A 12,533-nucleotide genomic window follows, 5' to 3' on the forward strand; every position below is an offset into this window, starting at 1 on the left:
TCGGCACCCATCGACGGTGTTCGATGAGACGATGACACCTCCCATCGACGCATGTCAATCGATGCCGCATACTGGCGGCGTGACGATGACGAGCACCACGTGCGAGGTGGGCTGCGAGACCTCGCTGTCCACGGGTCCCCTCGGCGCGGACGAGGCGGTCCGGCTCGCGGCCATGTTCAAGGCCGTCGCGGACCCGGCGCGCCTGCGGCTGCTGTCGATCATCGCGGCGCAGGAGGAGGCCTGCGTGTGCGACCTCACCGGCCCGGTCGACCTCGCCCAGCCGACGGTCTCCCACCACCTCAAGGTCCTTGTCGACGCCGGACTCGTCACCCGCGACAAGCGCGGCAAGTGGGCGTACTACGCCGTCGTGCCCGGCGCCCTCGACGCGCTCGGCGCCGCCCTGCGGACCCGCTGAGGCGCGCCCCCCTCGAGCCGGCCGCCGATCGGCGCCCGGCGCACCGCACGCGTCAGGAGACGGTGTCGGTCAAGGACGGCGGAGGTGAGGGCACATCGCCGGGCCAGCGGCCATACGCCTCGACGAGGTCCTCGACCCTCAGGTGCACGCTCGCGTCGTACCGGTTCCGGGTGTCGACCGTGCCGGGCAGGCCGATGGCACCGGCCAGCGCCTCGAGGTCGAGGTCCTGCCCCTCGATGGTGAGGTCGACCCGGACGGCGGACGTCGGCCTCCTGCCCGTCGTCGACCAGACCTGCCGGACGACGTAGTCGAGGAGGTCGGCCGGATCGGCCGCATACCCCGCATCGGCCGCGACGCGGGCCTGGAGGAGAACCTGGTTCGCCGTGCCCTCCGTCGAGGTCGAGACCTCGGCGGAGGATATGCCGGGGAGGTCGGCAATCGCGTCCGCGGCATCGCTGGGCGAGTGCTCCGTCCTCGATGTGCTACCCGGGCCGCCTGCGGGCGTGCACCCGCCGAGCAGGCCGAGAGCGAGGAAGGCGGCGGTGCCGAGCGCCGCGGCGCGTCGTGCGCGTGCTGGCAGGGCCATGGCCGTCCGCTCCGTCATCGGGGGTGCCGCGGTCCGGCGGACTGCACGGTCGTGACGTGCCCCGGGGTCGTCTGGGCCGGAGCGGGCGCCTCGGTGCCAGCCTAACCAGCGCGAGGGCCGCACGGTGGCCATGGTCGGCGACGGCGTCAACGACGCGGCCCCTCGTCCGGCGCACGGGCCGTGGCCGCTGCGGAGGCGCTGCGAGCGGCGATGCGCGCGAAGGCGTCGACGAGCTCGGGCGGAGAGAGCACCTCGAGGTCCGCGTCGAAGCGCAGGAGGCTGGCGGCAAGGCCGGTCCACGACCACGAGCCCGTGCTCACGCGCGTCCGTCCGCCGTCGAGCACCTCGACCACCCCGTCCCCGACGTAGGGGCGGACCTCCGCTGCGGGCAGGTGGACGACGACGGCGCCCCGGCACGGCCACTGGGTCGTGCCCTCCGCCCCGCGGAAGCGACCGATGAGGAACGTCGCGACGTCGCCGCCCGGCAGCTCCCGGGGTGCGACGCGCGGTCCGGTGGGGACCCGCGGGTGCATCCGGTCGACGCGGTAGGTGCGCCAGCCCGCATGGTCGAGGTCCCACCCCACGAGGTACCAGCGCCCGCGCCACGTGGTGAGGTGGTGCGGTTCCACCCGGCGCGGCGGGGCGGCGCGGTCCGCACCTCCCTCGGCCGCGGGGCCGCCGGGGGAGTAGTCGAAGCGGAGCACCTCACGTGCCCGTACGGCGGCACCCACCGAGGTGAGGACACCGGCATCGACGTCGGGACCGGACTCGGGCGGCCGGACGGCGCTGAGCGGCACGGCGTCGATCTGGTGGCGCAGGCGCGAGGGCATGACTTGCCGCAATGTCGCGAGCGCGCGAAGTGCCCCGTCCTCGATCCCGGCGCCCGCGGTGGTCGCGAGCTGCAGCGCGACGGCGAGCGCGACCCCCTGCTGGTCGTCGAACAGCAGGGGCGGCAGGGCGGCGCCGGCGTCGAGGCGGTAGCCGCCGTCCGGCCCCATGGTGCTCTCGATCCGGTAGCCGAGGGCGCGCAGGCGGTCGATGTCGCGCCGGACCGTGCGCGAGCTGACCCCGAGCCGCTGCGCCAGTACCTCGCCGGGCCAGTCCCGTCGGCGTTGCAGCAGCCCGAGGAGCGCGAGGAGCCGCGAGGACGTCGTCATGCCGGGAAGTGTGGCGGAAGTAGAGGACACATCCTGTCCACCACACCCGGGAGAGTGGGCATGTCCGGTCGCGCGACGCGCCGGCATCGACCAAGGAGAACCACCATGTCTATCGAGACGGTCACCCACGTCAACCTGCGCGGAACGGCGCGCGACGCCCTCGAGCTCTACCGGTCCGTCTTCGGCGGCGACCTCGTCGCCGTCAGCTACCGGGACGCCGGCACCGTCGCCGATCCGGCCGACGCCGACCACATCATGTGGGGCCAGGTCCGCTCCGAGGCGGGGTTCCACCTCATGGCGTACGACGTCCCGGAAGGGCGGGCGCACGACGCCGGTGTGGCTCCCTATTTCGTTTCGGTGCGCGGTGCCGACGCGGACGAGATCGCGGGCTACTGGGAGAAGCTCACCGCCGCGGACGCGGGCTCGACCGTCGTCGTCCCCCTCGCCCCCGCAGGCTGGGCGCCGCTCTACGGCATGGCGACCGACCGGTTCGGCGTCACCTGGGTCCTCGACGTGGCCGTTCCGTACGCGGGCTGACGGCCCGGCTGGCCCGGTGCCGCGACGCTAGTCGAGCGGCGAGCTGCCGGTGAGCCGGAGCTCCTCGACGTCGAGCCGTGCCTGGACCCGCCGGGCGACCGCGTCGTCGATGGTGCCGTCGCGCCGCAGCCGGACGAGCACGTCGCGCTTGTGGTCCAGGAGCGCGAGGCGCAGGCGGTTCTCCTCCTCCTGGCGCGCGAGCGCCGAGTAGCCCGGAGCGTCGCCGTCGGCGATGGTGCCCCCCGGCGCGTCGAGGAGCAGGAGGTGCTCGCGGATGTCGTCGACGATCCGGTTGCGCACCTCGTCGCTGATGCCGTGCTGCGCCGCGAGGTCGGGGACGGCGGCCATGCCCGCTACCCGGACGGCACGCTCCGCCAGCCGGAGCTCCTCGGCGGGCGTCGTGTCCTCGGGGAACCGCGCCCACCGGACCACGGCGGGCAGCAGCGGGCCCTGGATGACGAGCGTGAGGACGATGACGCCCGCGGCGACGACGATGATCTCGTCCCGCCCGGGGAACGGCCGGCCGTCGTCGAGCGTGGTGGGCACGGACAGGGCGATGGCCAGCGAGACCGCGCCGCGGAATCCCGCCACGGTGCTCACCACGCGCGCCCGGTGGCTCATCCGGCGTGCCAGCTGTGAGGGCCGGCGGTCGAGGAACCGGATGATGGCGACGGTGACCATCTGGAAGCCGAACCGGACGAGGAGGAGCGTGAGCCACACGGCCACGATTCCCGCGACGAGGCGCCCGGCGTGCGTTGCGGTGATCTCGCGGGCGACCGCTTGCACCTCCATCCCGACGAGCACGAAGAGCGAGCCGTTGAGCAGGTACGAGCCGAGCGGCCAGGCGGACTCCGTCTGCTGCCGGGAGGCCGCCGTGCTGATGCGGGGCGAGGCGAAGGCAAGGACGAGGCCCGCGACGACGACGGCCAGTACCCCGGACGCGTGGACCAGCTCGGCGAGGAGGAACGCGACGAACGGGACGAGGAGCAGGGCGATGTTGACCGTGGTGGGATCGTCGAGGCGGCGCATGAGCAGGTAGGCCGCCCCGGCGACGAGCACCCCGGTGGCGATGCCGCCGAGGTAGGACAGCAGCACCATGCCCGTGACGGTCAGCGCGGTGAAGGCGCCGCCGGTCGCGATCCCCACCGCGATGGCGTACAGGACGAGCGCAGTGCCGTCGTTCGTCAGGCTCTCCGCCTTGAGCAGCATGACGTTGCGGTGCGGCAGGCTCCGCGCGAGCGCGGCGACGGCGGTCGCGTCCGGTGGCGCGACCGCGGCGCCGAGGATGAGCGCGGCGTCCCACGGCATGCCGAACAGGGTCGCGACCCACGCGACGGCGAAGGCGGTGGCGACGACGAGCAGGGTGCTGAGCAGGACGATGCCGCGGAAGTCGCGTCTGATCGAGCGCAGCGACGTCGTCAGCGCCTCCCAGAAGAGGATCACCGGCAGGAACAGCAGGAGGACCGCCTCGGGTGGCAGGTCGATCTCCGGCAGCGCCGGGACCGACCCGAGCACAAGGCCGAGCACGAGGAGCACCAAGGGGGCTGCGATCCGCCAGCGCGGAGCCAGGATGGCGCCGGCGAGTACCGCGAGCCCGAGCGTGACGGTGGTGCCGAGTCCCTCCATGGGCGCCTCTTCTCGCAGCGTCGGGCGTCGGCCCCTCCGGCGGCCCCGGAGCTGTGGGGGACAGCATGGAGCAGAGGACCCGGCCGAGGCGAGGGTGCGGCGACACCGGCCGCAGCTCCGGCTGGGGGAGCTGCGGCCGGCGACGAGGGACCGCACCCACCGCCGTGAGACGTGAGGACCAGTGGAGCCTCACGGCAGCGGGTGCGGCCCGGTTACTGCGCGGCGAGGCGGCCCCGGCGCAGCAGGCCGACGGCCACGCCTCCCACCGTGAGGAGGGCGAGCGCTGCGAGGAGGCCGGTGCCGGCGCCGCCCGCGCCCGTGTCGGGCAGCTGCCCGCCCGGCGCCGTGGGCCGTGCCACGCCGCCGGCGGTGCCGTCGTCGCCCACGGCCCCGCCGGGGGGAGGGGCGGAGGTCGTCGGCGCCTCGGTCGTGGGCGCCTCGGTCGCCGGGGGTGTGGTGCTCGGCGCCTCGGTCGCCGGCGGTGTGGTGCTCGGCTCCTCGGTGGCCGGGGGCGCCGTCGTGGGCTCCTCGGGGAGCTCGTCGACGAACACGGCCTTGGGGATCATGCCGGTGACGACCTGCGTGCCGTCCACCACCTCGGCGGCGTTGTAGTCCACGGCGATGCTCGCGAGCGAGTACGCCTTCGACTCGGTCATGCCCTTCTCGCGCACGAGGAAGTCGACGGTGTCGCCCACCGAGAACCGCATGGCGCGGTCGAGGTCCCAGTGGATGCCCATCGTGATCCAGTGGTCCTCGGTCTCCGCCCACGGACCGGCCGTCTCGACTCCGTCGAGCACGGTGATCCGGAAGGTTCCCGAGAGCGACTGCTCGACGGCGGTCCCGCTCACCTCGCCGTCGCCCTGGACGCCGTGGGCGTCGCCGAGGAACACCTGTGCGCCGTCCTGGTAGACCGGCAGGTAGAGGGTCGTGCCGACGGTGAGGTCCTTGACGTCGAGGTTGCCGCCGAACCGGCCCGGCGGGGTGGAGATCTGCACGCCCGACGGCGGGGGACCCTCGCCCTCCGTCCGGCCGATGAACTCCCCGGTGGGCGGCGCGACGGCCATGATCCCCAGGAAGGGCCGGAGCGGGACGCGGATGTTGTCGTCGACGAACACGACCTCCTCCCCGTCGTGGACGCCGGTGCGGTAGAGGTGCTGCCGCACGTCCGGGAGCACGCCGCCGGGTGCGTCCGCGGGGATCTCGGCGACGATGTCGAGCGGGGCGTCGCCCTCGCGCCACCCCGGGTAGGTCGTGCTCATGACGCCGGTCGTCGGGCCCGTGCTGTTGACGCCGTAGGGCACGCGCGTGTCGAGGTCGAGGATCTCGATCGCGATCGTGTCACCCGGCTCCGCGCCCTCGACATAGATGGGGCCGGTGAGGACGTGGGGGCCGCCGTAGTTCACGCGGGTGGGCAGGCTCTCCCAGAAGGCCACCCCATCGGCAAGGATCTCTTCCGGCTCCACGCCGAACGCGGCGAAGTACTCCGTCGGAGTGATGTCCGGGTTGGTGAAGCCGGACCCCGAGATGGTGTCCACCCGGACGGTCTCGCCCGAGCCCATCGTGACGCCCGGCTCGTTGTCGATCGGGTAACCACCCCACACGACGTTCTCGGGTGTCGCCCGGAGGTGGTGGTCCGCCCCCGCGTCGGTGGGGGGCGGGTCTGTGCTCGTGGCGCCGGCCGGGACGGCGAGCAGGCCGCCGACGACGGGGAGGGCGAGGAGCGCCACCCCCGCGCGCCGTCCCCGCCGGGGTCTCGCGGAATCGTTGGTGCGGTGCATCGACACTCTCCTCTGACGACATCGGTCGGGTCTGCCGGGCGCGGGCGGGCGTTCGTGCCGGCCGGAGCCGCGGCAGGCTCGCTAGGCGTGCCGACCGTCGCAGGCGGGTGTTTCGTCACCATTACCGATCGCTGGCGATCATGTGAATGCGTGCCAGAAGGCGAGGTCCTAGACCATCGTCCGGGCGCGATGACGTCGCACGAAGGAAGAGGGGGAGGGGCGCTCAGGCGCCGGGCACCTCACCGGTGTAGAAACCGAACGTGGCGTCGGCGGCCCGGGTCGCCGCCTCGCGGTCGGCGCCCGCCGCGACGTGGGCGTCGGCCCAGCGGTCGGCCGCGGCCCGGCTGAAGGCCTTGCCCTCGTCGGAGAGCGACCACGCCTCCCCCTCCTCCGGCGTGATCGTGGCGTCCTGGACGCGCAGGTGAAGGGCGAGGCCGAGGAGGCCCTGGTCCCACCCCACGCCGGTGGCGCCCGGCCCGAACGTCTCCCACATCTCCGCGGGGACGTCGGCCACCCGCGCCGTGTGCTCGAGCTCGAACCGGGTGCGCTCCGGCTCCGTCGACGCGAGGCGGACGGTGACCCAGGAGACGCCCCCGGCGTACTCCCACGTCACCCGGTACTCCGCCGTCCCGTCCGCGGGCGGCGCGCAGGCGAGGATCTGCCCCCCGGCGTTCCCGATGAGCTGGTAGCGGCCACCGAGCCGGAGGTCGCCCTCGACCGGCATGAACCAGCGCGCGATCCGGTCCGGGTTCGTCGCGGCGTCCCACACGTCGCCGATGTCGGCGGGATACTCCTGGGCGATCGTCTGGATCCGCGAGGGTTCGCCGTCGATGTCCGCGGTGCGCAGGGTGCGGGTGACGGCGTCGATCTGGGCCTGGACGTCCATGGTCACTCCTCAGGTGGTGGTTCCTCGTGCGCGCCGGCGGGCTCGCCGGTGCGGGGGTGCTCATCGGCCGTCCGGCGGGCGCGCTTGCCGCGCGCGAGCTCGGTGCCGAGGGCGGCCAGCGGGCCGCGCCAGAAGCGCTCGAACGGGCTCAGCCAAGCGCTCACCTGCTGCAGGCCCTCGGGGTCGACGGCGTACAACCGGCGGGTGCCCTCGGGGCGGACGGTCGCGAAGCCCTGCTCGCGCAGCACGCGCAGGTGCTGGGAGACGGCTGGCTGGGAGATGCCGAACTCCTCGGTGATGACGGCGGTGAGGTGACCGGCCGGCTCCTCCCCGTCGGCGAGGAGCTCGAGGATCCGTCGTCGGACCGGGTCGCCGAGGACGTCGAAGGCGTGCATGCGCCGTAGTCTTGCGTCGCCGCTTATATAAGTCAAGACTAATGCCGAGGGTCAAGGCCGGGTGCCTGCGGGGAAACCCGTCCACCGCAGCTCCGGCGGCAGGTGGCTCATCTCGTTGACCATCGAGACCGTCGGGGGCTGGCCCGGCCGGTACTCGATGACCGTGAGGGCGGTGTTCGCGCTGTTGAGCCCGAGCCAGCGTGCCGGCGGCGCGTCGAAGGCGTCTCGGACGAGCCAGGCGATCGGGTAGGCGTGGGTGATGAGCACCTCGTGCACGTCCGCGGTGCCGGAGGGTTCGGGCACGTGGGCGAACCGTGCGGTGAGGCGCTGCGCGGTCGCGTGGCCGGCGGCCGCCTCCGCGCGGTCGTAGCCGTCGAAGAACGGGATCCACGGCCGCGGGGTCTCCGCCGGCGGAGGGACGTAGGGGACGTGGTCGATGAGCTCCGTCGCCTCCGCGACCGGGGTGCCGGGCGGGAGGTGGGCGGCGAGCTCGTAGGCGCTGTCGGCGGCTCGCGGGAGCGGTGAGTGCCACACCGCGGTGACGGGCAGGCCGCTCAGGCGCTGCCCGAGCAGCTGCGCCTGCCTGCGTCCGGTCTCGGTGAGCGTGCCGAAGGCGTCGGCCTCCCCGTGCCGCGCGAGATAGAGATATCTCATGGTCATGGCGCGTGCGGGGCCGGCACGGGCGGCCGGTGACCCGCCCTCCCTCCCATGGGCGGCGGCGGCATCAACAAACCGTTGACAACGGTACGTTGACGGTAGAGGATCGGGGAATGGACCGCAAGGACAATCCGGACCGCAAGGACAATCCGGACCGGCGATCTGCCGGTGACCACCCGCAGGTGCGGCGCGAGCAGGATGCCCGGCGCGACCTGCTCGCCGCCGGTGCCGACGCGCTGGACGCACCGCCGTGGCGACCGGCTCCGGTGCCGCCGTCGGCGGTCGACCTCGTCCAGTACGCGGACTGGCGGTCATCGGACCTCGACCCGCAGCACCTCCTCAGTGCGCTCGCGCTCATGCCCGCCGCTCGCGCCGAGATCGAGGGGGTGGAGACCGGGCTCCTGTTTGCCGCGCGAAGCGCCGGCCTGACCTGGGCGCAGATCGCCGACGCCATGGGGTTCCGTTCCCCGCAGGCCTGTCAGCAGCACTTCAGCCGGCTCGCCGGTCGCCGGGGCGAGCCGTCATGACGCGCCCCTCGCAGCCCGACCTCCTCGTCCTCCACGCCGTCCGGCTGCTCGGTTTCGCCGACACCGGCGCCATCGCCCGGCGCTTCGGCCTCGACCTCGCCGAGACCGCGCGGACCCTGCGGGTAGCCGAGGAGCGGGGATGGGTGGGACGGGCCTCCTTTGCCGGGCTCGAGGGGTGGTCGCTCACGGAGGAGGGCAAGGCCGAGAATGAAGCCGCGCTGGCCCGGGAGCGCCTCGACGCCGACCCCGACGACGTCGTCGGCGCGGTGTACCGCGACTTCCTCCCGCTCAACGCCCGGCTCCTGCGCGCCACCACCGACTGGCAGCTCAAGCCCGACCGCGCCGACCCGTTCGCCGCCAACGACCACCGCGACGCCGACTGGGACGCGCGCGTCCTCGACGAGCTCGCCGCCGTGCGCCGCGCGATGATCCCCCTCGTCGGTCGACTCACCCGCGTGCTCACCCGGTTCGACGGCTACGACGCCCGGTACTCCGCCGCGCTCCAGCGCGCGTGGTCCGGCGCCCACGAGTGGGTCGACCGGACGAGCGTCGACTCCTGCCACACGGTGTGGTTCCAGCTCCATGAGGACCTGCTCGCGACGCAGGGTGTCGACCGCAGCGCCGAGCGCTGAGCACGACGCGGACGTAGACGCGGACGAGCCCCGCACCGTGGTGCGGGGCTCGTCCACGCCGTCGCCGGCGATCAGGCGGGCGGCGGCGTCAGCCGCGGTTCACCCGCCGCGCCCGCGCGGCGAGCGCGAGGGCGAGTCCACCGAGCGCGAGGACCAGCGCGCCCAGTGCGCCGAGGGTCGCGCCGACACCCGTGGCCGGCAGGCCCGGACGGTCGTCGTCCGCGCCGCCGCCCGGAGGCGGAGTGTCGTCGTCGCCACCGGCGCCACCGCCGGGGGCCGACGGCGTCTCGGTCGGCCCGTCCGTCGGGGGCGTGGCCGGGTCGGTCGGCGGGCCGGCCGGGTCGGTCGGCCCGTCCGTCGGGGGCGTGGTCGGCGGTGCCGTCGGCTCCTGGCCCACGACCGTCACGGCGCTGTCCTCGGAGGGCTCGAGGATCTCGAAGCCGAGGAACTCCGCGGTGACGGTGTGCTCGCCCGAGGCGAGGTCGCTCGGCAGGGTCACGGTCGCGACGCCGTCGACGAGGTGGACGTCCTGCGCCCAGTCGCCGACGCTGAAGCGGACCTGGCCGCCGGTCTCGAAGGTGTCGGCCGCCGTCACGGTGGCGGTCGCCGTCGGCGCCTCGCCGTGGTCCACGGCCCCGTCCACCACGAGCTCGGTGGTGGTGGCGACGTCCTCGTTGGCGATGCCCCGGATGTCGTTCCACTCCCGCACGGTGATGGGGATGACCGTGCCGTGCCGGGGGCGCGGGACACCGGCGTTGGTCATCGTGATCGGCAGGGGGTTCCACGTCGGTGCCTCGATGTCCTCGCTGCACGCCGCCTGGTAGCCACCGCCGTTGGTGTAGCGGTCACCCCACAGGTAGAACTGCCCGGGGCACGCGGTGTCCCCGGGGTTCGCCTGGAAGATCACCGGGCCCTCGTAGCCCTGGTCGCTCGCCCACGTGGTCCGGCCGAGGGCCGGCGCGACGAGCGTCCAGTTGTCGATGTCGCTGTCGAGGAAGTCGGTGTGCTTCTCGGAGAAGAGGTCCGACCCGGCGTTGCCCGCCTCGTTCTTCGTCACGCGGTAGTACTGGTCGCCCACCTTGATCGCGGTCGTGTCGATCCGCGACAGCGGCGCGGGGTTCTGCCAGACCTGCGGCTCGGAGAACGTCTGGAAGTCGCGCGTGACGTTGTACCACATCTGCGCATTGCCCTGGCCGGTGCGGTTCACCGGGTCGTCCCACAGCGACTGCGCCCAGAACACGACGTAGGCACCGATCTCCTCGACCCACAACGACTCGGGCGCGAAGGCGTTGCCGGCGTCGTCCGGGGCGACCGTGACGTGGCGCTGCGGCGTCCAGTTGACGAGGTCGTTCGACTCGAAGACCTCGATGGACTGGGTGTCGTTGATGTTGTACCCGCCCTGGTCGTACCAGTTGAGGTCGGTGGCGATCATGTAGAACGTGTCACCGTCGGGCGAGCGGACGATGTGCGGGTCCCGCAGGCCCTGGTCGCCGAGCTGGGAGATGAGCGACGGGCGGCCGCCGGTGAGGCCGGTCCAGTCGAGGGCGGTGTTGCCGTTGGACGTGGCGAACATGATCTGCTCCCCGTCGGCCAGGTGCTCGCCCTTGAAGTAGCCGAGGAAGTAGCGCTCGAACTCCTCGACCCGGGGCAGCGGCTCGACCCTCGCCTCGAACGTCTTGGTCTCCGAGGCCCCGCCTCGGGTGATCGTCGCCGTGAGGGTCACCGGCACGGCGTCGTGGCCGTACGGCGGGCGGGTCACCTCCCCGGTCGGGGCGATGAGGTCGGAGCTGGACGACCACGTGATCGTCGAGCCGAACTCGCCCTCCGCGGGCAGCGTGAGGTGCCCGCGCACCGCGTCCGTGGCGTGCAGGGTGAGGTCGTAGGCGTCGCGGTCCACGGACTGGGCGTCGTCGAACTCGGCCTTGACGGTGATGGGGATGTCGCGGGTGACCACCTCGTCGGCGCCCTTGCGCAGCGTCGCCGTCAGCGTGGCGGTGGCGTCGGGCTGGCCGGCGGCCGGTCGCGTGATCCGGCCGGTGACCTCGACCTTCGGGGCGGTGGCGGGCGGGGTGTAGACCTCGACGACGGCGGGGTCCGAGCTCGTCCAGGTGATGGTGGAACCGGCGACCGAGCCGGTCTCGGGCAGCACGAGGTCCCGCACGACGGCGGTGGTGAGGCCGAGGTCGATCGCGGCGGCGTCGGCCCGGACGCCGGTCACCACGGTCTCGTCCGCGAGGTCGAGCACCTCCGCCGGGCTCACGGCCCGGTCGTAGACCCGGAAGTCGCTGAGCGTGCCCCGGAAGGAGTAGTCGCCGGAGTTCTGCGACCGGGCGAGAAAGTTGCAGCCCGTCCCCGCCGCGTTGACCGAGGGCGGGGTGGTGAGGTCGGTGGCCTGGGCGCGCTGGACGCCGTCGAGGTAGACGGTGCCCGTCCACGTGGCGCCGTCGCCGTTGAGCGCCTGCGTGTACGTGACGTGCTGCCAGGCCCCCTCGAGCAGGCGGAAGCCGTTCTGCTGGACGTTCTGGGTGCCCACCCCGACGCGGAAGCGGGCGCCCGGGCGGTTCCCCGCCGTGTTCGACGCGAAGATTGAGCCCTGCGCGCCCGTGTCGGCGTCGCAGGTGCCGGACTTGCTGCCGAAGGTCCAGATCTGGTGGTGCCCGACGTTGGCGGGATCGACCCACACGTCGTAGTCGACGGTGAGGCTCGTCATCCCCGCCGTGAGGTCGTCCGGCAGTGCCACGTACGCGCCCTCGAGGGCGCCCTCGTAGGAGTCCGGGTTGAACCGGACGCCGTCGCCGGTGAGCTCGGCGTTGTCGGGGTTGACCAGCGTGGCGTTGGCGGCCGCGCCGGCGCTCCCGGAGTTCGCCAGGACGGTCCCGCTGGTCTCGTCCAGCGCGAAGTGGTGGACGAGGCCGTCGGTCGGGGCGACCTGCAGCGACGGGCGCAGCTGGGCCGGGGAGATCCCTCCGGCCGATGCGGACGTGGCAGCGAACGAGGCGGCGCCCATGGTGAGCACCGTCACGACGCTGATGGTTCGGAGCCGTCCGCGCCGTGGCTTCATGGCAGCAGGGGTCATGCGATCACACACTCCTTTGTGAGGGTCGGGAGCGCGCCGAGAGCGCCCCTCCGCCGATCATGTGCGCGATCACATCGGGGTGTCAACACCCTTGACGGTAGGGATGTGAGCGATAACACTAACCGTTATCCAGAGCCATGCCCGGATCTCACATCGTGAGCGGCGGCCGAGGAACCGACAGCGAAGGAGCTGGACATGGTGCGTCGACCCAGGACCGCGACACGCGGCCGTGCAGACCGCGTGCGACAGGCCGTGGCGCCG

At 73.3% G+C, this 12,533-nt stretch carries 12 protein-coding genes; 4 read left to right on the forward strand and 8 right to left on the reverse strand.

Features of this window, described 5'->3' with window-relative positions; translation table 11 throughout:
* Nucleotides 1-85 precede the first annotated feature (85 nt).
* Complete coding sequence (locus EBO36_RS06955; RefSeq protein WP_122825503.1) at nt 86-415, forward strand: ArsR/SmtB family transcription factor; 330 nt, start codon at nt 86-88, stop codon at nt 413-415.
* Between the two features lie 52 nt (nt 416-467).
* Here the strand turns inward: EBO36_RS06955 and EBO36_RS06960 are convergent, their stop codons facing one another.
* A complete protein-coding gene (locus tag EBO36_RS06960; protein WP_164471391.1) occupies nt 468-1,001 on the reverse strand; it encodes a hypothetical protein in 534 nt (177 codons plus the stop codon).
* A 146-nt stretch (nt 1,002-1,147) separates the two neighbouring features.
* Nucleotides 1,148-2,158, reverse strand: a complete 1,011-nt coding sequence (locus EBO36_RS06965; RefSeq protein WP_122823973.1) for a helix-turn-helix transcriptional regulator — start codon at nt 2,156-2,158, stop codon at nt 1,148-1,150.
* 105 nt (nt 2,159-2,263) lie between these two features.
* On the opposite strand from EBO36_RS06965, the gene EBO36_RS06970 reads away from it, so the two are divergent.
* Nucleotides 2,264-2,695: a VOC family protein gene (locus tag EBO36_RS06970; RefSeq protein WP_122823974.1), complete on the forward strand. Its 432-nt coding sequence runs from the start codon at nt 2,264-2,266 to the stop codon at nt 2,693-2,695.
* A gap of 27 nt (nt 2,696-2,722) precedes the next feature.
* On the opposite strand, the gene EBO36_RS06975 is transcribed toward EBO36_RS06970, so the two are convergent.
* From EBO36_RS06975 to EBO36_RS06995, 5 genes are all read right to left on the reverse strand, one after another.
* Nucleotides 2,723-4,321, reverse strand: a complete 1,599-nt coding sequence (locus tag EBO36_RS06975) for a Na+/H+ antiporter (RefSeq protein WP_122823975.1) — start codon at nt 4,319-4,321, stop codon at nt 2,723-2,725.
* Nucleotides 4,322-4,533: 212 nt separating this feature from the next.
* On the reverse strand, nt 4,534-6,048 hold the full coding sequence (locus EBO36_RS06980; RefSeq protein ID WP_164471392.1) for an acetamidase/formamidase family protein: 1,515 nt from the start codon (nt 6,046-6,048) through the stop codon (nt 4,534-4,536).
* A gap of 274 nt (nt 6,049-6,322) precedes the next feature.
* On the reverse strand, nt 6,323-6,985 hold the full coding sequence (locus EBO36_RS06985) for an SRPBCC domain-containing protein (RefSeq protein ID WP_122823977.1): 663 nt from the start codon (nt 6,983-6,985) through the stop codon (nt 6,323-6,325).
* A gap of 2 nt (nt 6,986-6,987) precedes the next feature.
* Nucleotides 6,988-7,380 carry an ArsR/SmtB family transcription factor gene (locus EBO36_RS06990; protein WP_122823978.1) on the reverse strand — a complete coding sequence of 131 codons (393 nt, stop codon included), beginning with the start codon at nt 7,378-7,380 and terminating at the stop codon, nt 6,988-6,990.
* A 51-nt stretch (nt 7,381-7,431) separates the two neighbouring features.
* Nucleotides 7,432-8,040, reverse strand: a complete 609-nt coding sequence (locus EBO36_RS06995; RefSeq protein ID WP_122823979.1) for a histidine phosphatase family protein — start codon at nt 8,038-8,040, stop codon at nt 7,432-7,434.
* A 110-nt stretch (nt 8,041-8,150) separates the two neighbouring features.
* On the opposite strand from EBO36_RS06995, the gene EBO36_RS07000 reads away from it, so the two are divergent.
* Nucleotides 8,151-8,564 (forward strand): SANT/Myb-like DNA-binding domain-containing protein, encoded by a 414-nt coding sequence (locus EBO36_RS07000; RefSeq protein WP_122823980.1) that lies wholly within the window; start codon nt 8,151-8,153, stop codon nt 8,562-8,564.
* Nucleotides 8,561-9,196 carry a transcriptional regulator gene (locus EBO36_RS07005; protein WP_122823981.1) on the forward strand — a complete coding sequence of 212 codons (636 nt, stop codon included), beginning with the start codon at nt 8,561-8,563 and terminating at the stop codon, nt 9,194-9,196. The genes EBO36_RS07000 and EBO36_RS07005 overlap by 4 nt, the downstream gene beginning before the upstream one ends.
* An 88-nt stretch (nt 9,197-9,284) precedes the next feature.
* On the opposite strand, the gene EBO36_RS07010 is transcribed toward EBO36_RS07005, so the two are convergent.
* Entirely contained in the window at nt 9,285-12,218 is a 2,934-nt protein-coding gene (locus tag EBO36_RS07010) for an immunoglobulin-like domain-containing protein (protein ID WP_164471393.1), read from the reverse strand.
* Between the last annotated feature and the right edge of the window lie 315 nt (nt 12,219-12,533).

Source organism: Georgenia faecalis (assembly GCF_003710105.1).
Classification (GTDB): domain Bacteria; phylum Actinomycetota; class Actinomycetes; order Actinomycetales; family Actinomycetaceae; genus Georgenia_A; species Georgenia_A faecalis.

Excerpts from the sequence above, each read along its gene's own strand:
- EBO36_RS06955 (WP_122825503.1), top strand. The coding sequence starts at position 86 with ATGACGAGCACCACGTGCGAGGTGGGCTGCGAGACCTCGCTGTCCACG.
- EBO36_RS06960 (WP_164471391.1), bottom strand. The coding sequence starts at position 1,001 with ATGGCCCTGCCAGCACGCGCACGACGCGCCGCGGCGCTCGGCACCGCC.
- EBO36_RS06965 (WP_122823973.1), bottom strand. The coding sequence starts at position 2,158 with ATGACGACGTCCTCGCGGCTCCTCGCGCTCCTCGGGCTGCTGCAACGC.
- EBO36_RS06970 (WP_122823974.1), top strand. The coding sequence starts at position 2,264 with ATGTCTATCGAGACGGTCACCCACGTCAACCTGCGCGGAACGGCGCGC.
- EBO36_RS06975 (WP_122823975.1), bottom strand. The coding sequence starts at position 4,321 with ATGGAGGGACTCGGCACCACCGTCACGCTCGGGCTCGCGGTACTCGCC.
- EBO36_RS06985 (WP_122823977.1), bottom strand. The coding sequence starts at position 6,985 with ATGGACGTCCAGGCCCAGATCGACGCCGTCACCCGCACCCTGCGCACC.
- EBO36_RS06990 (WP_122823978.1), bottom strand. The coding sequence starts at position 7,380 with ATGCACGCCTTCGACGTCCTCGGCGACCCGGTCCGACGACGGATCCTC.
- EBO36_RS06995 (WP_122823979.1), bottom strand. The coding sequence starts at position 8,040 with ATGACCATGAGATATCTCTATCTCGCGCGGCACGGGGAGGCCGACGCC.
- EBO36_RS07000 (WP_122823980.1), top strand. The coding sequence starts at position 8,151 with ATGGACCGCAAGGACAATCCGGACCGCAAGGACAATCCGGACCGGCGA.
- EBO36_RS07005 (WP_122823981.1), top strand. The coding sequence starts at position 8,561 with ATGACGCGCCCCTCGCAGCCCGACCTCCTCGTCCTCCACGCCGTCCGG.